Source organism: Pseudomaricurvus alkylphenolicus (genome assembly GCF_011683955.1).
GTDB classification, from domain to species: Bacteria; Pseudomonadota; Gammaproteobacteria; order Pseudomonadales; family Cellvibrionaceae; genus Pseudomaricurvus; species Pseudomaricurvus alkylphenolicus.
Genome location: NZ_JAAQPI010000004.1, coordinates 1 through 20,784 on the forward strand (window position 1 = coordinate 1; position 20,784 = coordinate 20,784).

General features: G+C 48.2%; 19 protein-coding genes and 4 pseudogenes. 7 read left to right on the forward strand and 16 right to left on the reverse strand.

What is annotated here, in order from left to right; translation table 11 throughout:
* Together HBA55_RS11820 and HBA55_RS11825 are read right to left on the reverse strand one after the other, a co-directional pair.
* Positions 1-421 (reverse strand): SDR family NAD(P)-dependent oxidoreductase (locus HBA55_RS11820; protein ID WP_166991046.1); only part of this gene is annotated, 421 nt, incomplete at its 3' end.
* A 222-nt stretch (positions 422-643) separates the two neighbouring features.
* A complete protein-coding gene (locus HBA55_RS11825; RefSeq protein ID WP_166991049.1) occupies positions 644-1,417 on the reverse strand; it encodes an acetoacetate decarboxylase family protein in 774 nt (257 codons plus the stop codon).
* A 1,093-nt stretch (positions 1,418-2,510) separates the two neighbouring features.
* On the opposite strand from HBA55_RS11825, the pseudogene HBA55_RS11830 reads away from it, so the two are divergent.
* Together HBA55_RS11830 and HBA55_RS38175 are read left to right on the forward strand one after the other, a co-directional pair.
* A pseudogene (locus HBA55_RS11830) lies at positions 2,511-2,855 on the forward strand (reverse transcriptase N-terminal domain-containing protein); the annotation flags it as partial.
* Positions 2,836-3,147: pseudogene (locus HBA55_RS38175) on the forward strand (group II intron maturase-specific domain-containing protein); the annotation flags it as partial. The pseudogenes HBA55_RS11830 and HBA55_RS38175, both read left to right, overlap by 20 nt.
* Positions 3,148-3,633: 486 nt before the next feature.
* On the opposite strand, the gene HBA55_RS11840 reads toward HBA55_RS38175, so the two are convergent.
* The 5 genes from HBA55_RS11840 to HBA55_RS11860 form a co-directional block, all read right to left on the reverse strand.
* The gene (locus tag HBA55_RS11840; RefSeq protein ID WP_166991052.1) at positions 3,634-3,945 is read right to left on the reverse strand and encodes a transposase; all 312 of its coding nucleotides are present in this window, start codon (positions 3,943-3,945) and stop codon (positions 3,634-3,636) included.
* A gap of 101 nt (positions 3,946-4,046) precedes the next feature.
* Complete coding sequence (locus HBA55_RS11845) at positions 4,047-5,009, reverse strand: alpha/beta hydrolase (RefSeq protein WP_166991055.1); 963 nt, start codon at positions 5,007-5,009, stop codon at positions 4,047-4,049.
* A 193-nt stretch (positions 5,010-5,202) separates the two neighbouring features.
* Positions 5,203-6,084: an SDR family NAD(P)-dependent oxidoreductase gene (locus HBA55_RS11850; protein WP_166991058.1), complete on the reverse strand. Its 882-nt coding sequence runs from the start codon at positions 6,082-6,084 to the stop codon at positions 5,203-5,205.
* A 221-nt stretch (positions 6,085-6,305) separates the two neighbouring features.
* A complete protein-coding gene (locus HBA55_RS11855; RefSeq protein WP_166991061.1) occupies positions 6,306-7,079 on the reverse strand; it encodes an acetoacetate decarboxylase family protein in 774 nt (257 codons plus the stop codon).
* 191 nt (positions 7,080-7,270) lie between these two features.
* Positions 7,271-7,741 carry an IS630 family transposase gene (locus HBA55_RS11860; RefSeq protein ID WP_240946049.1) on the reverse strand — a complete coding sequence of 157 codons (471 nt, stop codon included), beginning with the start codon at positions 7,739-7,741 and terminating at the stop codon, positions 7,271-7,273.
* 239 nt (positions 7,742-7,980) lie between these two features.
* On the opposite strand from HBA55_RS11860, the gene HBA55_RS37800 reads away from it, so the two are divergent.
* Complete coding sequence (locus tag HBA55_RS37800) at positions 7,981-8,106, forward strand: hypothetical protein (protein ID WP_277345578.1); 126 nt, start codon at positions 7,981-7,983, stop codon at positions 8,104-8,106.
* 305 nt (positions 8,107-8,411) lie between these two features.
* On the opposite strand, the pseudogene HBA55_RS11865 reads toward HBA55_RS37800, so the two are convergent.
* Positions 8,412-8,915: pseudogene (locus HBA55_RS11865) on the reverse strand (IS30 family transposase); the annotation flags it as partial.
* A gap of 23 nt (positions 8,916-8,938) precedes the next feature.
* Here HBA55_RS11865 and HBA55_RS11870 point away from each other — a divergent pair.
* From HBA55_RS11870 to HBA55_RS37805, 3 genes are all read left to right on the forward strand, one after another.
* Positions 8,939-9,091, forward strand: a complete 153-nt coding sequence (locus tag HBA55_RS11870) for a LysR family transcriptional regulator (RefSeq protein ID WP_166991068.1) — start codon at positions 8,939-8,941, stop codon at positions 9,089-9,091.
* Positions 9,092-9,271: 180 nt separating this feature from the next.
* Positions 9,272-9,574: a LysR substrate-binding domain-containing protein gene (locus HBA55_RS38180; RefSeq protein WP_420821500.1), complete on the forward strand. Its 303-nt coding sequence runs from the start codon at positions 9,272-9,274 to the stop codon at positions 9,572-9,574.
* A complete protein-coding gene (locus tag HBA55_RS37805; RefSeq protein WP_338109412.1) occupies positions 9,516-9,845 on the forward strand; it encodes a LysR substrate-binding domain-containing protein in 330 nt (109 codons plus the stop codon). Before HBA55_RS38180 ends, HBA55_RS37805 begins: the two co-directional genes overlap by 59 nt.
* 19 nt (positions 9,846-9,864) lie before the next feature.
* On the opposite strand, the gene HBA55_RS11885 is transcribed toward HBA55_RS37805, so the two are convergent.
* The 4 genes from HBA55_RS11885 to HBA55_RS11900 all read right to left on the reverse strand — a co-directional run bounded on the left by HBA55_RS11885 (position 9,865) and on the right by HBA55_RS11900 (position 14,144).
* Positions 9,865-10,269, reverse strand: coding sequence for a RidA family protein (locus tag HBA55_RS11885; protein WP_166991074.1), 405 nt, complete (start codon positions 10,267-10,269; stop codon positions 9,865-9,867).
* A 166-nt stretch (positions 10,270-10,435) separates the two neighbouring features.
* Positions 10,436-10,885, reverse strand: coding sequence for a VOC family protein (locus HBA55_RS11890; RefSeq protein WP_338109404.1), 450 nt, complete (start codon positions 10,883-10,885; stop codon positions 10,436-10,438).
* 140 nt (positions 10,886-11,025) lie between these two features.
* Positions 11,026-11,739, reverse strand: coding sequence for an alpha/beta fold hydrolase (locus HBA55_RS11895; protein ID WP_166991080.1), 714 nt, complete (start codon positions 11,737-11,739; stop codon positions 11,026-11,028).
* A 128-nt stretch (positions 11,740-11,867) separates the two neighbouring features.
* Positions 11,868-14,144 (reverse strand): TonB-dependent receptor, encoded by a 2,277-nt coding sequence (locus HBA55_RS11900; RefSeq protein ID WP_166991083.1) that lies wholly within the window; start codon positions 14,142-14,144, stop codon positions 11,868-11,870.
* 362 nt (positions 14,145-14,506) lie between these two features.
* Here HBA55_RS11900 and HBA55_RS37415 point away from each other — a divergent pair.
* Positions 14,507-14,929: pseudogene (locus HBA55_RS37415) on the forward strand (IS6 family transposase); the annotation flags it as partial.
* Positions 14,930-15,077: 148 nt separating this feature from the next.
* On the opposite strand, the gene HBA55_RS11915 reads toward HBA55_RS37415, so the two are convergent.
* From HBA55_RS11915 to HBA55_RS11930, 4 genes are all read right to left on the reverse strand, one after another.
* Positions 15,078-16,448 carry a sodium-dependent transporter gene (locus HBA55_RS11915; protein ID WP_166991089.1) on the reverse strand — a complete coding sequence of 457 codons (1,371 nt, stop codon included), beginning with the start codon at positions 16,446-16,448 and terminating at the stop codon, positions 15,078-15,080.
* 101 nt (positions 16,449-16,549) lie between these two features.
* Positions 16,550-18,646, reverse strand: coding sequence for a TonB-dependent receptor domain-containing protein (locus tag HBA55_RS11920; protein WP_166991092.1), 2,097 nt, complete (start codon positions 18,644-18,646; stop codon positions 16,550-16,552).
* A 314-nt stretch (positions 18,647-18,960) separates the two neighbouring features.
* Positions 18,961-20,406, reverse strand: coding sequence for an FAD/NAD(P)-dependent oxidoreductase (locus tag HBA55_RS11925; protein ID WP_166991095.1), 1,446 nt, complete (start codon positions 20,404-20,406; stop codon positions 18,961-18,963).
* On the reverse strand, positions 20,396-20,779 hold the full coding sequence (locus tag HBA55_RS11930; RefSeq protein ID WP_166991098.1) for a 2Fe-2S iron-sulfur cluster-binding protein: 384 nt from the start codon (positions 20,777-20,779) through the stop codon (positions 20,396-20,398). The genes HBA55_RS11925 and HBA55_RS11930 overlap by 11 nt, the downstream gene beginning before the upstream one ends.
* Positions 20,780-20,784 lie beyond the last annotated feature (5 nt).

Below are 20,784 nucleotides of genomic sequence, written 5' to 3' on the forward strand. Positions count from 1 at the left end.
CAAAGTGGGCTTCTATATTTTGTTCTATCAATCGAGGCATAAAGGCCCTGATGGTGTTTATCACGCCCCAGACATTAACGTTCAAAGCCCAGCTCCAGTCGTTATCGTGGTAGTCCCAGAGATTGCCAACTTCACCGGCACCTATACCGGCGTTGGCAAATACCAAGTGAATATCGCCATATGCCTCGATGCTTTTCTTAGCTAGTGCACACATGCTATCGGCTTTACTTACATCCGCCACGATACCCAGAGCGTCGCCGCCGATGGCCTTAGCGTCGGCAACAGTTTTTTCGATAGCGCCCATCTCAACATCGGCAATAACAATCTTGGCGCCTTCGCGGGCCAACGCTAAGCCGATGCTACGCCCCACGCCTGAGGCCCCACCAGTAATAACGGCAACTTTATCTTTAAAATGTTCCAAATTCTCACCACTCGTATTGATCTAGAGTTATTGCGACCTAGGCGTAATCACTATATTTAAAATGATTTTTCATTTAAGTAGTAACCTTCCAAATAACCCCTGTGAATACCGGTCTAAAAGATTGTGCTATCAGGCCGCGCGCACCTATCTCTCTCGGACTTAGGGAATAGAAAGTAGAATAATGTTCCGTTTCCCTTTACAAGCGCAACGGAACATTACTTTTTACTCCGGTATCAAACCTGGCCAGCGCGAGCCGGAAATAACATCCACGTACGGCTCAAATGCGACAGGATCCAGCGCCCCTGCCAGTTTGATTTCTCGTTCCTTGAAAATTGGCCACTCGAGGTGCGCTGACAGTTGCTCGCGCATGGGCAGTAGTCTAGCGATGGGGTCCCAAGGGCTGTCCATTAATTTGAGCTGGCCTTTCACTTCTTCGCGGTGCTGGGTACCCTGTCGGGTGCGGACGTCGACAACATGGGGAGGAAAGTCGTAGCCACCTGATACTGCATCTACACTCACAGCACGAGAAACTTTGATCCACCACTCGTGGTTATCAGACTCGGGGACGTGCTCAGCCACTGCTGTCGCCTCACCGGTAAATTCTAAGAAGGTATAACCCTGGTGTGAACAGCGCGCTACCACTTTGTTGCCCAAGCGATAAAAGGTGGTTTTACAGAGATACTTAGGCTGGCCGTTCATGTTCTGACTGATTAAAACGACTGACTCCTGGTCGATGCCGTAGCCCAGTGCGTATTCGCCATCAACGCCGTTATAACTGGCATTAACTGTCACCAATACACCGTACTCGGGTAGGTCAAACGTAGGGACATTGAAGAATGTGACATGTACATTAGGCTCGTCGGTCACTTCGATACCCGGCGGTAACAACTGGGCAATTTTGTCCGCGTCTGTTTTGTAAATAACTTTTAACAACGGCCAGTTAGCAATATCGCCGGTGTTCCCTTGCGGACCTCCTAGAGGTAGTTGTTCGGTCATAATGTACTCCTATTAGATAATTATATCAAATACTACCCGCATCGCGGGTGGCATCATGAAAGCCCCCGGAGGGGCTATTGTCAGAGTCCCGCCAAATTCATTTGCTCCTGGCGATTATCTTCCCTTTCTTGGTTCATAATGTACTCCCGTAAAACTCCGCCGATATCTCTTCTCAAAGTCCCATAGGTCGACTTTTTTCGATATTTGGGCACAAATACAACGTGAATTTGCAATAATGTCTAACGTGAGCTTGGCTTTGCCAGTCTCTCATAACGGCCTCCTTATAGAACTTGCTGGTTCAAAGGAGGCCATTTTCCACTCTGCACACCGTTTTGGCAGAGCCTATTCGTGTTTCACCGCCAGAGGCGGTGGTTTACCAAGATTTAATTACTACTGAAGATACTGATAGCAGCACCTTGGTTGGCTGAAAGGTCATTGACTTAGTGTAAAACTGGGCATCAATAGAAGGCTTGTGAATACAGGCCCAAAGGCATGTGAAAACAGGCCACACCTACCTATCTCATGATATATTCCATAGCACGCTCTAGGATCTTCTTCTGGCTGCCGCACAATCTTTCTGCTTGATATTCGAAGTACAGCCTCATTGAAAGGTGCGACCGGCAAAGTCGCTTTTGATTCTGTTTTACAAACTGGAGTTTTGATGAAACCCGTTATTCCACTAACGGTCCCCCACCCGAACATGCGGTGCTGGTAACGGCGCGGTGTGAAGCTTCAGGGACAATGTACCCACTGGTAATCAGTACGCCGAACCACGAGGAACGGCAGAAACTGCTAGCATCAAGGCGGTGAGGGGCTAGGGACGAGTAGGAACCACCAACACATGTGAATTCCCGGCTTAGGCATCGTCATGAGGAACAAGCCAAAGATGCTAACAGGCTTGTACCAAAAGGTGTGAGATCTGAACGGGGGTCCTATCATACCCCGTCGTGGATAAATAGATCTCCGGCGCAAAGGAAAGGTCCGCCCCTTTCTGAATCAACTGCGAAACAGGGTAAGTCCGTAGAGTCGCCAGAAATGGCAGGCGTGATGTAAAGATCGTTGAGGGTTCTGCGGGTAAAGGAGAGCGGAGAAACAGGTTAAACGCCTACAATTCCGTATCCCGAAGGCAACTCGGGAAGGTAGATGGAATGAGGTTAAGTGTCTACAACGTCTTCTGACCCGCTCGTTCGCCGCCAAAGCTTTGGCGGTCAGGCGAGTTACACGGAATCGTGGAAAGCGTACTTCTGGTGTTGATGGCCGCTTGTGGTCAACACCGAAATCCCGGTGGAATGCCGTTTCACAGCTAAGACACCATGGGTATAAACCCATGACTCTGAGACGGATACACATTTCCAAATCGAACGCCCAAAAACGCCCGCTCGGAATACCTACTATGCTCGACCGAGCGATGGAGGCACTCGAAGAGCAAGCAAGCTAAGCAGATAAACCTCATCCATGTGCTCAACCCAATCATTCGTGGCTGGGCGAACTACCACATGCATGGGGTTTCCAAAGATACACTCAGTCGAGTGGATAACATTATCTGGGAAAGCCTACGTCGGTGGGGCGAACGCAGACACCCTAATAAGGGGGCCAGATGGGTCATTGATCGATATTTTAGGGCCGCCAGAGACGACCGTATGGTCTTCTCTCATGGCCAGATGATTAACAATCACTTTGTTGAAATCAACTTTTCCTGGCTTCGTACCTACCCATCAAACGCTACGTGAAAATTATCAGCGAAGCTACCGCCTTTCACCCGCAATGGGTCTCCCACCTTAATAAACGCAATATGAAACATTCCGTCTTGGAGTTGCCCGGCTTCGTTAGAGACTGTTGAAAGGCTTGAGCTGTATGCATGGTGACAGGCACGTACAGTTCTTAGGGGGGCAGCGGCGGTAACGCCGTTGTCTTACCCGACCGCCATTGCAAATATATCGAAATCACTTACAACTCGAGGAAGCGCTGGAAATTAACACAAATGAGTCAAACGATTCTTAATTAAAAGTCCGGGCGTCTAGGTAAAATCAAAAAAAACCTGCCGATATTGAGAACGCGATAAGACCCATCCCAATGCCGCAGGAAAGCATAATGTTACCACTTCAACTTAACACTCCTCTGAAGGCCACGCCTGGCGTGGGCTACAGAGGAGTTTGTCTTTTTAGGACAGAAAATCCCCAGACCCCCTTCTTCCGCCATCTCGGCAATGAGACGAGTTACGATTTCTCGGTCGAATCGAGATGGTGCTGCAGCTTTTTTCGAAACTTCAACTGCAACATGGTCTCGCCATAGACTTCCTTCAGTTCGCTTAGCTGCTTCTCGTATTGTTCAGCGATACCTTTGGGATTGGCTTCCAGGGCGTTTTCCATACCAGCCTCGGCATCGTCCATCCAGCTCTCGATCTCCGCCTGGGTGAGATCGTTCACCCTGGCCGCCTCCGGAACCGTCGTCGGTACACGATAGATCTTTTTAATCAATTCAGCCTTGCGTTTCGCTCTCCATCGTTTGTTTTTTTGTTCTTGCATCATGGTGAGGCCTTCCGCAATTGCGGCGACTATAGCATGTGCAGTTATTCACTGGGTCATTACAATCTCGTACCGCACAGTTTTGATGAAGTGGCTAGTTGGAATCATTTCGAATGATCGGCCTTCAAGCCTCGCTTGAGCGCGGCGAGCGTGTCGCGCATCTCGCGCACATGAACTTCCGCGTGCGGCGCAAGAAATCCAGAACCATGAAACGCGCCCGGGTAAGTATGTAGCTCAACCGATACACCAGCTTCTAACATGCGCAATGCATAGATAATGGCCTCATCACGCAGTGGATCAAATTCCAGGGCTGATACGTACGTAGGCGGCAAATTGGAGAGATCTTTCGCCCTGCCGGGTGCCGCATAATAGGGAACCGCATCCCCCCCTGGTTGAAGCTTATCCCCCAGATAGAACTTCCAACTATTGACGGCAGAAGGAAGGTTCCAGCCAGGGGTATCGACAAAGCGTTTCATGCTCTTCGTCTCTAAACGATCATCAAGCTCTGGAAAGCCCAAAAACTGAAAGCAAAGAGTTGGACCGCCAAGGTCCCTGGCCATCAAAGTAGTACCTGCGGCCAGCCCGCCACCAGCGCTTGCCCCCATGATACCAATGCGCTCAATGTCAACCTTTAGACTACCGGCATTCTCCGCTAGCCAGACCAGACTGGAGTAGCAATCCTCCAACGGAGCTGGATATGGGTGTTCCGGTGCCAGCCTGTAATCAACAGATATAACGACGACACCAAGCTCCTCTACAATTCTCACACATCCGGAATGCTCTTGATCGAGATCACCAACAGCAAACCCACCACCATGTATATACAACAGACCAGGAACGTCAGACTCCTGTTGTTTTGGACGGTAGACGCGAACTCGGATATCCGGCGCAGTATCCAGTGCTGGTATATATATATCCTCGAATTCCACCGCGTTGGTATCAACTTCAGCCATGTACTCCTTTGCAATATACGCCGTCGCTCTGCGAATTTCTACCGGGTCTGAAAAATCGGTAAATGGAAAAAGATCGACTATGGTCGCAATGTCCGGGTCGTAGTGATAAGTCATAACAGTTCCTCTTTGTCTTAAATGTACCTTTAATGCTGTACTGATCACTTTAGCAGGTGCTCAGCGATTCCCTTTTAGTAACCATACTGGGCACATTCCTGGCCCTGAAACTAGTTGTATTTCCGGTGAGTTTACTAACCGAACACTGTGACTAGCTTTTTTTACCTAATCTATCCGGTATAATACCCAGCAACTAACCCAGCGCAACAATTGATAGCGGGGTACGCTGTATGATGGCTTCATTGCGGTCTTTAATTGCGTTTTCTAAAACTTCCGTCAGAGGAAGTATCCAGAACTTATCGTCGCGAATATCCTGCAATGCAGTTTCGGCGAATTCATCCGGCGAGGTAAATTCAAGCTTGACACCAGTTTTTTCCATGAGTTTCTGCATATCTTCAGCAGATCTAATTGCTGTATCAGTAGGCTTGGCGGGATCATCCGGCAGCTCCGCCGGACGATTCCGAGCAGAGTTATAGATGCCCGTACTCACCGGGTGAGGGCCCGGGAACAGCGCATTAATTTTTACCGGTGAATCCATCATCTGCATCTGAAAATAGAGCTGCTCTGTAATCGATTGTACGGCGGCTTTGGTGACGGAGTAGATCGGAGAGGCAGGAATGTTAATCATTCCGCCGTTGGTTGAGCCAGTGATTACAAAGTGGGCTTCTATATTTTGTTCTATCAATCGAGGCATAAAGGCCCTGATGGTGTTTATCACGCCCCAGACATTAACGTTCAAAGCCCAGCTCCAGTCGTTATCGTGGTAGTCCCAGAGATTGCCGACTTCACCGGCACCTACACCGGCGTTGGCAAATACCAAGTGAATATCGCCATATGCCTCGATGCTTTTCTTAGCTAGTGCACACATGCTATCGGCTTTGCTTACATCCGCCACGATACCCAGAGCGTCGCCTCCGATGGCCTTAGCGTCGGCAACAGTTTTTTCGATGGCACTCATCTCAACATCGGCAATAACAATCTTGGCGCCTTCACGGGCCAGCGCTAAGCCGATGCTACGCCCCACGCCTGAGGCCCCACCAGTAATAACGGCAACTTTATCTTTAAAATGTTCCAAATTCTCACCACTCGTATTGATCTGGAGTTATTGCGACCTAGGCGTGATCACTATATTTAAAATGATATTTCATTAAGTAGTAACCTTCCAAATAACCCCTATGAATACCGGTCTAAAAGATTGTGCTATCAGGCCGCGCGCACCTATCTCTCTCGGGCTTAGGGAATAGCAAGTAGAATAATGTTCCGTTTCCCTTTACAAGCGCAACGGAACATTACTTTCTACTCCGGTATCAAACCTGGCCAGCGCGAGCCGGAAATAACATCCACGTACGGCTCAAATGCGACAGGATCCAGCGCCCCTGCCAGTTTGATTTCTCGTTCCTTGAAAATTGGCCACTCGAGGTGCGCTGACAGTTGCTCGCGCATGGGCAGTAGTCTAGCGATGGGGTCCCAAGGGCTGTCCATTAATTTGAGCTGGCCTTTCACTTCTTCGCGGTGCTGGGTACCCTGTCGGGTGCGGACGTCGACAACATGGGGAGGAAAGTCGTAGCCACCTGATACTGCATCTACACTCACAGCACGAGAAACTTTGATCCACCACTCGTGGTTATCAGACTCGGGGACGTGCTCAGCCACTGCTGTCGCCTCACCGGTAAATTCTAAGAAGGTATAACCCTGGTGTGAACTGCGCGCTACCACTTTGTTGCCCAAGCGATAAAAGGTGGTTTTACAGAGATACTTAGGCTGGCCGTTCATGTTCTGACTGATTAAAACGACTGACTCCTGGTCGATGCCATAGCCCAGTGCGTATTCGCCATCAACGCCGTTATAACTGGCATTAACTGTCACCAATACACCGTACTCGGGTAAGTCAAGCGTAGGGACATTGAAGAATGTGACATGTACATTAGGCTCGTCGGTCACTTCGATACCCGGCGGTAACAACTGGGCAACTTTGTCCGCGTCTGTTTTGTAAATAATTTTTAACAACGGCCAGTTAGCAATATCGCCGGTGTTCCCTTGCGGACCTCCTAGAGGTAGTTGTTCGGTCATAATGTACTCCTATTAATTAGATTACTACTGAAGATACTGATAGCAGTATCTTGGTTTTCTGAAAAGCTATCGTCTTAAAAACACGGCTGATTATAAGATAGTGCAGCAATAGAACTCTGGTGAATACAGGCCCAAAGGCATGTGCAAACAGGCCGCAACTACCTATCTCATGATATATTCCATAGCACGCTCTAGTGTACTGACCCAGAAGTTCGTTGACAAAATCGAGCAATGCTCTCCAAGATCTCATCCGCTGATTTTGTCCAAACAAATGGCTTCGGTTCATCGTTGTACATTTTTAGATATTCTCTGATGGATTTCTCTAATGTTTGTGTTGAACGGTGAGTTCCACGTCTTATCTGTTTCTGAGTAAGAGTTGCAAACCACTGTTCAACTTGGTTTAGCCAAGATGCAGAAGTTGACGTAAAGTGAACATGAAATCGGAGAAGGTGACGGTTAAGCCAATTCTTCACCTTCTCGGTTTTATGTGTACCGTAGTTATCCATTATCAGGCGTAAATCCATTTCCGGCGGCGCGTTCTTGTCGATTGTCCTCAGAAACTTCAGAAACTCGTTGCTTCTGTGTCTTCGGTGAAGCTCACCAATTACCTTTCCTGTTACAATATCCAGCGCCGCGAATAACGTAGTCGTGCCATGGCGCATACAGGCAAGAACGCTATGGTCACCCTGTCTACTGCCTGGAGACCTTTGTGGAGCGAGACCGCTTTGAAGGCACGTGTTACAAAGTCGCCAACTGGTAGTATGTTGGGAAAGCACAGGGGCGCAGCCGCAACGATCGAGACAATTGTCTGTCGGTGTCCGTGAAGGACATTTGTCTTTATCCCTTGCATCGCCGCTATCGCCAACGGTTGTGCGCCTAACTCACTGAACCTGGGACCGTCATGACAACGGACGTCGATTACGCCGACTCTCAGGCCTATTTGTCTCACTTTCGCCAGATGGGGTGCGACCGGGACATTGTCGATAACACCGAAGGACTGTTCAATTTGTTCTGGTACATGCACTAAGGTCGTGTAACCTATTGTTTTTGGATCATCCTATAAATTAGTGGGTCGCAGCTTCAAGTAATAGCTGCAATTTGGCTTGTTCTTTACTTTGTGCGTACCAGCCATTCATGAATATCCCTTTGATTTTCACCATCAATGATCTTCACGAGTAAATCGCACAACTTTCTGGCATCTTCCAGAGAAAGAGGACAAGTGAGTGGAATCCCATCGATACATAAATGATGTAACTCACTATTCTGGTCTGAAATAATTGTAACCCGCATTAGGGGTTTACCTCGAAATTTGCACTAATAAGCGCGATTTCGTTATGCATCGAGCAAGTCCGCTCGTTGTCCCATAGGCAACTCGTTTGGTGATCGACAACCTCTTGTCCTTCTTGGACGGTTGTTCAAGCGATCCATCACCGCTTCAATCTCATCATCCGTGATTTCGTTGAAGTCGGTGCCTTTCGGAAAATACTGCCGGATAAGCCCGTTGGTATTTTCATTGATACCTCGCTCCCAGGAAGCGTATGGGTGAGTGAAGTAAATATCAGCATCAAGACCGACGGCGATCTTCTCGTGCTCAACAAACTCTAATCCGTTATCGAAGGTAATAGTCTTTACCTTCGATTTCAGTGTACCCATGCCCTCTATTGCGGCATTCGCTAGCAAATCGGCTCTCTTGCCGGTTAACCTCACGATCACCGTATATAGTGTTCTCCGTTCCACCATGGTCAACGAAGCGCTCTTGCGGCCCCTGCCCATGACCGTATCACCTTCCCAGTCTCCGATTCGACTACAGCTGTCCACCACCGGCGGGCGATCATCGAACCACTTAATTGAGGCTGATTATGAATTTGAGCAACACACGATTAAAATACCTTTATGAAGCCGCACAGCTAGGCACCATGCGCACCACCAGTGAGAAACTCAATGTTGCCACCTCCTCAATCAGTCGTCAGCTCGTCGAATTGGAAAAAGAGATCAGCTTACCTTTATTTTAAAAAGGTCGCCGCCATTTAAAACTGACTGAGGTCGGTGAATTAGCCTGCCGCTATTACCGGGTAAAACAATCTCAACAGGAGGCGTTTCTACCCCAGATAAAATCACTTCAAAGCATCAATACCGGGAATATATGTATAGCTGTCGGCGAAGCCTATATTTCAGAAAGTTTTAACGATAGGCTGCAGCACTTCATGCATCAATTCCCCGGTATTATTGTTCGCGTTATAGTTTCCGATACCAACAAAGTCGTTAATCTGGTCGGTGACGATCAAGATCATCTGGGTCTAATCTTCGATAAGGCACGCGACCCCAATATTCGATCAAAACTTTCACTACCTCAACCATTAAAGGTAATCGTGCACAGAAATCACCCGCTTGCTGAGCAAAAGAATCATCCACCTAAAATAGCTGTGCGATCACAATATTGGCTTGCCAGAGGGCGGCTACCGTATACGTCAAATTCTCGAAAGAGCCGAGCATGACAGCGGGATATTCATTGAGCCACACCTGACCACCAACTCACTGGCGCTATTGACCGGCTTTGTAAAGTCTGGACATGGTGTTTTGCTCCTGCCCGAGCTGGTAGTCCAGCAACAACTATTATCTGGAGAGCTGCTGGCTATTCCGACCGATAACGATGCACTCAATACAACTGAAATAGGCCTAATTACACGCGTGGGGCACCAGCTACCCACTGCCGCCTATAAACTCATGCTGCACATTGAAAGCTATTTCAATAGCCTGATACGCTAGACCAACAAGTCCCGTTCAATTAGTCAATAACAGCAGTCACTTCAACCTCAATCAGAAACTCAGGCATAGCCAAAGACTGAACACCCAGCAAGGTGTTCGCCGGAGGTAATTCATCACCATAAAACTCGGCAATGGCCTTACCAATAGGCTCTAAACAAGCTGGAGAGTAGTCCACCACATAGGTCCGCATTCTAACCACGTCGGCCGAACTCGCACCAGCCTCTTCGAGGACCGCCTTTAAGTTTTGCATAACTTGACGGGCCTGAGCACCTAAGTCGCTGCCCCCTATGACTTCGCACTGCTTATCCCAAGCCACTTGGCCCGAGCAATGAATCGTTGTTCCGCCCACTGACCGCGTCGCCTGAGAAAACCCAAAGGGTACACTGGTATACATCGAATCAGGGTTAATTGTATCGCGCGGCATATAAACTCCCCTTTACTAAGCATCTATTTAAATTGAACAGTAAATAATAGTATTCGATCAACGATATGAGCTACTAACCGTAACCACTCCTTTGCAGAGATACAGTGCCTTCTGCTTTTTCCAACCACTAAAGCAAAACATACGCTCTCGCGTTTTGTGCTAAAAATCAGAGGTATTCAACCAACTCTAACTGATTATCAAATGGATCAAGCACATACCAGGATTTAGAATCTGGACACGGGGCACCCTGCATTAGAATGGGGGCCGACATCGCCGTACAGCCGTTGCGGGAAAGATACGCAACCACCTCTTCGAGATTATTCACTTCCAGGCACAGGTGCCGGCTTCCAACATCATAATTTTCTGCTGGCTGTTGCCTGCCAACCGGGTTTTCGTATTGAATCATCTCCATCGAGAGGTTATCGGTTATCTTCAGCATCGCAATCTGCAGGCGGGCGCCCGACACATTGATGTGCGCCTCGCTCCAGTCTCGACCATCTTCTTCAGCAGGCATTTCTGCCGCATCAAAAGGCCCCATACGATATTCGAGCTCAGCGCCCATAACGCTTGTATAGAAATCAATAGCCTTCTCTATATCAGAAACTGTCAAAGACACGTGATCAACCCGTTTAAATAAATTTTCATATGCCCCCCTCATAGACCACCTCCAAATAAATGCTGCATTCTAGTCACCAAACTTTCCAAAACTATTCATTTCATCACCAATTTCATTCTCTCAACCAAGCGGACCTTCGGTTATCCAGATGTCAACCATTCGCGCAGTAACATTGATATAGTATTGGGTCTCTCTAGCGTAGAAAGATGCCCACAACGCTCCAAAATAGTCAGTTTTGATTGTGGGATGAGAGAGGCGATTTGTTCATGTTCTTCCGGAGGAGTTAAAACATCGTTCTGTGCACCTATCACCAAGGTGGCGTTTTTAATTTGTGGTAACAATGAAAGAGAATCCGGTCTAGAGATCACTGCCGAAATCTGCCGTTCCAAGGCTTCGTAGCCGACGGAGTCTGCCATTCTAATAACAATTTCTTCGAGTTCAGGATCGTCTTGTTTTTCTTCACTGAAAAGGGCGGGAACAAGGTCCTTCGCTACTTTAGCAAGGCCATCTCCACTCTTCAGCCTTTCCAACATCCCTCGACATGATGGAATTTCATTCACAGGGTCTGCTTCATGTGCATTGGTATTGAGCAGTGCCAGTTTCTCGATCCTATCCGGCGCCTGCCTGAAAAGCTCAAGCGCGACATAACCACCCATCGACAAACCTGCTACTGAGAAGGTAGGAGGAGCACTGGCAAGGATACCGGTAGCCATCGAATGCAAATCACTATGTTTGGTAAGATCGGCAACGATAATATTGGCGCTGCTTTCCAGTGCGCAGATTTGTGGCTCCCACATTAACCCATTGCAGAGCATACCAGGTATCAATACCAGATTTTGTTTCAATTGAACCATAACTTACCTCTTCGCCTCAAAAAAAATCGCGTTTCTTTAACACAATGTCGCGCAGTGGTGCGGCGAAGTCTTCTTGCACAAAACTTCGCCCATCAGAAACAAAACATGTCATTCCAGCTGGACTGAAATTAGTCGAGATTATAGGTAAATTGCACACCGGCCCAACGAGGGCGTCCATAAAACCGTTGTACCTGTCCAAGTCCTGACGGAAAACTGGCATTGTTAGAAATCGAAGTAATGTATTCCTTGTCAGAGACATTCTTGACATACAGGGCTACACCCCATTTTTCATCACTGGACGTATAGGAAAGCCTGGCATTTCCCACTGTGTAGCTATCAATTGTTGTGGCAGGATTATTAAAAATATCAAAGTGATTTTCACTCTGATAATTGAAATCGCCCTGAATTGCCATAGTGCCATCCAACGCCGACCAGCTGTAACGGAGTAGTCCGGTCACTTGAGCTGTGGGTGCATTGGGTAGATCCGTATCTCTTACGATACCTGCGGGGTTTCCTATATCCTCTGCCTTGGTATCCAATATATTGACTCCTAGCATAAAATCCAGTCCATCAATTGGAGAAATTCGTAATTCGGAATCAATACCGGTGACCGCGGCATCGGTATTGAATCCCAGTTGTTCCAACGCCAGGAATGCAAATGCCTGAAAGTCCTGATAGTCATAGTAGTAGACAGAGGTATTCCATTGAGCCTTCCCGTCAAGGAGTGTCGACTTAAAGCCAGCCTCGTAAGCAATGGGTTTTTCTGCACCAAAGGCGATGTTTTCAAATGTAGGGCTGATGCCGGGAGCGCCGAATGGACCATTAAAACCACCGGCTTTGTAGCCGCGAGATATCCCAGCGTAGAGCATCCAGTCCCCATTCACAATCCAATTTAATTGAATTTTCCCTGCGAAATCGTCGTCGTCTATACGGGCATAGGGTGAAATGTCTGGATTGAATGACGTAGTCAGTGGAGCGCCACCAGTAATTACTGAGCCGTAAGTACCTATAGAATCGAGCTCCTTCTCTTCGTCAATGTAGCGCAAACCTGTGATGATGGTTAAATCGTCACTTATATCGTATTCAGCTTGTCCGAATACACTCCAATTGCCGGTCTGTTGGATGTTGTCCGTGAAAAACTGATCCGGAGCAAAAAAATCAACATCCAATACAGTAATCACTTCGTAATCAAGATAGTAAGCGCCGGCCACCCAACGCATATTGTCCGTTTGCCCAGCCAGTCTGATTTCCTGGCTGAATTGCTCGGTATGTGTATCCGTTCCAAAGAAGATCAGTGGCAAAGGTGTGCCGTCTGACTCCTGGTTAAAAGCCTTTTCATGTTCGCTGTAGGCAGTTATTGAAGTAAGAGTCATATCATTGTCCAATGTCAAATCAACTCTTAGAGAACTACTAGCAGACTCACGTTTTAGGCCGATGGGCGCCGCGCCTCGCGCGGCAACATTACCAGTTGCATCTCTGTTTACGGTAAAGGGGTCGCCATCGGCCAGATCATTAAAATCGCCGGGTATGCCAAAGGCCGATGCCGTTATCGGTTGATCGGGATGCAAGACCGCCTTACCGGACCCATCGACAGAAGCGGCTACTGCTTCAAAGTTCCATTGGTTGATCTCTGTCTCGGCTGCTTCAACCTTTAGTAAAATGTCCAGATTATCGGTGGGTTTGAATAGTAACTGACCACGCACAGCCTGGGTGTCAGCCTCGTTGCCATCTTCACCACCAATATTTTTAACAAACGGATCATGTTTGTTGCTAAATCCTGATAGACGCCCATAAACTCGATCAGTAATAGGCCCACCTATCCCGCCTTCAAACCGAACATGAGATTCCTCACCGAGTGACAAGTTCAAATTAGCCGCGAATTCCTCATCGGGCTTTTTTGAAATATAGTGGACCAGGCCACCACTGGCATTACGTCCAAAAAGAGTACCCTGCGGCCCACGCAAAACCTCAACTCGTTCCAAATCAAATATCGCAGTGTTGGCTGCCCCCATGTAGGCGTTGTAAACCTCATCATTATAAGACGCTATCGGTGACTCTTGAATATCCTGGAAATCACCCTGCCCGATACCTCGCATTGACAATGAAGTGATATTGCCTTCACCCCCCGGATTCCCCAGTGACAACCCCGGCGTCAGATAGACTATTTCATTACTGTTATTTAATCCAAATTCCTCCAATTGCTTCTCAGAAAACGCGGTTATCGAAATACCAACGTCCTGAAGGCTTTGCTCACGCTTTTGGGCAGTTACAATTACCTCCTGCAAAATCACTGACTCCTGCCAAAGCTCTGACTCCCCTTGCGCTTGCTGCAACCACAGTAGACCCATCGAAGAGACCAGAATCTGCCGGAGGACCCGTCTTTCACTATGCACTAATATGTTCATGGTTAAGCCTCTCAATATATTATTTTACAACCGTTTTTTAATAATTATGTAAAGGGCAACAACATGTTGGTTTCCAGTACAGCCGACCTTCAAGTTGGCTCCTTATATCTTGTTTCGCACTACGTTTTGTCTAGATCGGCATCAAGAATAACATCTAGACACACTCTATGCTTCACAACAACAATCTAATTTTGTTGCTTTTTTAGCAATATAAGTCAAAAAATGGTGCAGGAAGATCAGAGCCCTGCCCCTGTAACGTGCTAATCCCTAGTTTCATCAAATTGATGAATATACGTTGGTTCTGTCGCAATTCGCGTACTGTGATAACATCACAGCCCTTTTAGGGATGACCGATGAGCACAATATCATTCAAAGGCAGGCTTTTTCGCCGTGAGATGATCCTTCAATGTGTTCGTTGGTACCTCGCCTATGGCCTGAGTTATCGTGATCTTGAAGAAATCATGGAAGAGCGAGGGTTTTCTGTGGATCATAGCACCATTCATCGATGGGTAAATCACTATTCGCCTTTGCTCTTAGCAAAATTTCTGAAAAAAAAGCGTACGCCAGGGGTCCGCTGGCGGATGGACGAGACCTACCTCAAGGTTTGAGGAGAGTGGAAGTATTATTATCGCGCAGTTGATCGCAACGGTGATACCATCGATTTTCTATTAACTGCTAAGCGCGACAAAAAGGCAGCATTACGGTTTCTCTCTAAAGCCATCGGCAATAACGGCAAGTCAAGTCTAATCAATATCGACAAGAGTGGCGCTAATACAGCGGCGATCAAACAGGATAGAAATCTTTTTCCTTCAAGGCTGGATGCGACAGAACCACCGTTAGAGATACATAATCAACCTTGTCAAAAACTGGCCTGGAAATACCACTCGTTATAGTCATACCTTCGATACTTACTTGGAATTGCCCGGAGAGGTGTTATGCCAAATTTACGATAAACACAGCACCGACACTTAATGGAACCACATAGCGAACGAGAAAGTACCAAACTTCAAAAAAGACGGTTGATCCTAAGTTCAACTCATCGACAACGGTCTCTCGAGAGAGGGACCACCCTGCCAGAACAGTCACCATGATGCCTCCCAACGGCATCATGATATTGGAAACTAAATAATCAATTAGATCAAAGAACGTCTTGTCCTTGAATAGTGTGATCATTGAAAGTGGTTTGACTTCTGACCAGATATTGAAGGAAAAGACGGTTGCCAACCCCGCCAACCACAGCGCCAGTCCCGTAAAGAGCGCCAGCTTATTTCGAGACAGAACGGTCACTTCCTCCAGCCAGGCAATAACCGCTTCTAACAGAGTAATGGAAGAGGTCAAGGCTGCCAAAGCCAAAAGCAAAAAAAACAAGGGGCCAAAGATGCTTCCAGCCGGCATCTGGCCAAAGGCTATTGGTAGAGTGGTAAAAATAAGCCCGGGGCCACCAGCGGGTGATAGGCCATAGCTAAACACGATGGGAAATATGGCTAAGCCCGCCAAAATGGCAACACCTCCGTCGGCAGATGCGATAATAATGGCTGCTCTGCCAATTGGAATATCCTTGTCCATATAGGCGCCGATTGTCATCAACACGCCTAAGCCTACGCCAAGCGAGAAAAACGCCTGCCCCACAGCCATAAGGATCACTTGGGGGCTGATCTTACTGAAGTCCGCCTCAAACATAAACGTAAGACCTTTGGAGAACTCGGCCGCTACCATTGCATAGCCAACCAGTAACAACAGAATAATAAAGAGTCCCGGGGTGAGCCAGCGCAGCACTTTCTCCAGCCCACCCCGGACACCTGAGGCTACGATATAGGCAGTAATACCGATAAACAGGATTTGACTACAAATGATGCGTATCGGATCTTTTTGCAAGGCGCCGAAAATGTTCTCAGCCTCATTGGAAGATATGTTCTCGAATGCACCCGTTGTAGCCAGGACAATGTAGTCCACCGTCCATCCCGCAATTACACAGTAAAAACTCAAAGCCAGGAAAACCCCCACTGCGGCCATCACACCATAGTAGTGCCAATTCTTGCTAACAGCCTCGCGTTCCGTTAGAACCTTCATGGTGCCGACGACACTGCGGCCACCGCATCTGCCAATAAGCAACTCGGCTATCAGTGCAGGAACCGAGATGACGGCCAATGACAGAATGTAAATAAGAACAAAAGCTCCCCCGCCGTTCTCCCCCGCCACATAGGTGAACTTCCAGATATTTGAAATTCCCACCGCACTACCGATTGCAGCGGCGAAGAACACAAATTGAGATGACCATTGTCTGGACTCGACTTTCACGTCCACTGCATATCTCCTAACCTTCCATCATTGTTTCCGCCCAAGCAGGATGATCAACCAGTTCAAACGAGTTTAGCTGGCCGAGCACCTTGAAAAGGTACTAAAACTCAAAAGAACTTTTTGTTAAAGCTCAAAATAGCGGATCGTGGCTGATTGGGGATAAATCCATTGGGATAGACTCCCGGAATAATTCTATAAACATCGGTCACCGTATTATCGTCAAACACGTTATTGACTGATAACGAGACTGACCAACCCTCTCCTTTGATTCCCCCCCTCATGTTGGTCAAACTGTAGCTGTCCAGTTCCACATTCAAAGAATTGTCCGGCCGGAATTCCGTGCTGCGTTCATCCACATACATGACATCGGCACCAACGAACGCCGTCATATTGTCACTGGATACCACCCATTCATAGTCGGCACTGAGCGACAAGGTCATTTCCGGAGTATAGGGTATGTCATCGCCACCCATGCCACTTGACGCTATAGGATTATCCTCCACCAACTCCGCATTGGTGAAATTGGCGCTTGCTATCATCTCCAGGCCATCGATGGGATAAGCCGTCAGATCAAACTCCATCCCCTTGATTTCCGCTGCGCCACCATTCCCTCTGAAGGGGAAGGAAACACTGCCGCTGGTCGCCTGGTCTTGAAGCTGAATGTCGCTCCAGTCGATATAGTAAAAGGCCGCATTTGCTACTACTTTTCCTTCAGCCAATGTGGTCTTAATCCCCAATTCGAAGTTCTCAAGGGAGTCCGAACCGAAACCGGCCGGGATATTGACATTGGCGATTGCCGCGGCTGTTTGGTCGTTGGCTCCACCGGCCCTGTAACCCTCCGCCCACTGAAAATAGGTTAATACATCCTCGTTGAGCTGATAGGAAATGTTGAACTTGCCAATGATGTCACTTTCACCAAATGCCAGAGCGGGACCAACACCGGCTCCATCGCCACCGCCGAATCCCGTGACTGAGGTTCCGACTTCATTGATTTCAAAGTCAAACCAACGCAAACCGGCAGTGATGTTCAGTGAACCCGTTATATCCATGCTCACTTCGGTAAATACCGCAACTTCCTCTACCGAGGTCTCTACATTTCTGTCCAGATAAGCCGTTGGATTCCCAGAAACGCGGCCTCCCATCTCGGCGCTGAGAATAGCGCTTCGGAAGTAGCGCTCTTCGTCTTGCATAAATACACCTGCCAATACCTGAACTCGGCTGTCCCAATCAGAAGAAAACCTCACCTCGTAGGACTCCAACTCTCTGTACTTGGGTTGAGTAATCGTACTACGGCCCTCGCCGTCAAACGGAAGACCCAGGAACCTGTCCAGGGCGAGAGACGAATCCCGATTTAGAACCGAATCTCTCTCCAGTTTTGAAGCCGTAGCCGTAATGGTTCCCGAAGCTGTCGAATAGTTCAAGGTCGCATTGTAAATCTTCATATCGTCTTCAAAAGGGTTGCGACTGGCATCCGCCTGCTCGTTTTTCGGAAGGGGCTCCCCGTTATAATTCACTTCATTGAAGTAAGCACCGCCATTCGTTTCCGTATCCTGAGTCGTAGCCATCAGGTAGAGACTCAGTTCATCAGTCGGTTGGTAGGCGAGTGATACTCTGGCGGCAACGGTTGAATCGTTATTAACACCATCGTCGAAGTTGTTGTCAATAAACCCGCCCTTTTCCAGATGGTAGCCTGCAGCTCTGAGGGCCAACTTCCCCTCTACAAGGGGTAGATTCCCTATAACTTCCAGCTCATGACCGAAGTCAGCACTGTCAGTGTCCCTCAGGCTAACCGTCGCCTCCAGTTCAGACTCATAAACATTGGGTTTATTCGTGATATAACGAATGGTCCCAGACAATGAACTGGATCCGAAAGTCGTACCCTGAGGACCTTTCAAAACTTCAACCCGATCAATATCGAAGAGTTTTATATCTGGCTGACGGCCACCGCCGTCCTGGGCATTTTCTCCGGTAATGATCACTTCGTCCAAATACAATCCAACTGTACCCCCACCGGTGGAATTGACCCCCCGAATGATGTAGCGTTTATCTCCAGGACCTTGGTCGAATGTAGCTAACCCCGGAACCATACGAAAAAAGTCACCAAAATCAGAGGCACCCATAGAGTCGAGTTTACTACCACCAAGCGCTTGAACTGAAAAAGGTATATCTTGAATAGCGGCTGCCCCACGCTTTGTTGCCGTCACTACAATTTCTTCGATTGCAAAGTCTGCATCAGCACTTGCGGACCCACTGAAATAAAATGTCGTTGCCGCAACTGCAACCGATAGAGCTGTACGAGTTTTCTTATGAGCTTTCATTACTCTCTCCAGAATTTTGTATATTGTTGTAGCCGTTGGTTAGTCACGTGATTTCTCCTCGGATTCATCGTCTTTCAGATCAAATCCACGCCAAAGAGTTATTGAACATCTTTGATGGCTTCACATTAACAAAGCAGGAAATTTCATCAATAACACTAAACATCTAAACTTGTTGCGTTTGACGCAATTATCTGGCCAATTTACGCCGGCTCATCAGGCTTGTGGGTGATTTTTTTAATCAGAACGGGCTTTACCGGAAACTGTGCCGTAAATGGTCCGACCTCATTTTCAGATGCCTCCCTGTACTCGGCGATAGCTTTAGTCAGCGGGTAATTGCAGTAACGGCCCTGGCATAGCCCCATTCCCGTTCGGCTGATCAGTTTAACCGCGCTCCCTGAGCTGATGCAGGAGTTTTCCGCAAGCGCCTTTTTAATATCGCCAGCTGTGATTCCCTCGCACTTACAGATGTTTGTCTCATCCGACAGCAATTGGTTTAGCAGGTTTCCCGGATAAGACAACTCTCTCAGCAGTCCGGCAAAAGCATTGATATTCGAAAGGCGTCTTCTTACCGGTTCCGCCAGCCTGGCTGCCGCGGTCGAACCCAACACGCCTTTTTTCAACAATACTCCCAGCGCCGCCAATCGCCCCTCTTCGAGCGCTGCATCGGCTCCAGCAACACCCGTGACTTCTCCAGCAACACTGATGCCCGGCACACTGGATTGCATCCACTGATTGTGTCTGACAATCCAGCCTCCTGCTTGTGAGGACCACTCACATTCTGCCCCCGATTGACGAGCCAACTCTGAAGAAACCAGAAAGTTATAACACACGCCCAATCGATCAGCTTCAACCCGTCGAGACTCGTTTTTTTGAACAATACCGTCGAGGCTAATCGACGCAATATCGATACTGGATACCTGCAGGTCGCCATTCGCCCGCACCAGCGACTCCTGAAAGGATACAGGTACTCCGGCATTCCTTAATCGATACAACGTTTTAGCCAGGAACAGAAATTTGCCACTGAATCTGAGCATGGTGAATGGATTTCGTATGATCGATAGCATCCGTTTGAATTGTTGAGCAAAAACCACCCCAACCACATGGCCACCAGCCTGACACACCTGATCGGCGACGATGAGCTGCAAGGGATGCGTACCCACAAAAAGAAAACGTTCCCCAGGTACGATTTGCTGACTCTTTACAAAGGCTTGAATTCCCCCCGTTGCCATCACACCGGGAAGATTCCAGCCGGGGAAAGCTGCCGCCATGTCATGGCAACCCGTAGCGAAAATCAGGTGTTCCGTCTGTATCTCTTCGATCAACACGCCTGTATCCACAACAACCTTGATTCGATTGCTGTTTTCCCCGTTACTACCGGCAGCAAACGTGCCCAAAACCGTGGAACCTAACAACCATCGTATGTTTTTACGCGTTGATGCAGAAGCCAGGACCGATTTTCCTTCGCGATAAATACTGTCCGGCATCCAGCTGTGAACCCTGAACCCTTCCGGGGGTTGACGGAAAATTTGCCCGCCCGGTTTGGTCTGTTCATCGAGCACAATAACATTCAAGCCATGAACCGAAGCAATCTCCGCTGCCGCAAGTCCGGCCGGACCAGCACCCACTATGACCAACTCAGCGTCCATGCCTGCCTCTGATACTCGAGTTATTGAGGGTGTCCACGGAGTCGCCCACCACGACGCTTAACCCCTCTGTCACTGGCGTCATACAAGCGCGAACCCATTGAACCTTCTCAACTCTCTCGTCTTTCTCGGCTTTCTCAGTTTTCTCCTCTCCTGGCCGCGACTGCTGAATACCAACCAGGCACTCGAAGCATGTCCCCATATTGCAGTAAGGACCTCTGCAGTCTCCTTGTCGGTTGCGATTAAACACGGTTATTCCGAATGCCAATAGTGCTGTCGCCAGGCTCTCATTGAGATAAGTCTCAGTGAGATCACCGTTAATCTCAATGGGAACCTTTGCGGGGCGCTCGACCCCGATAAATATTCGTTTATTCATGATAG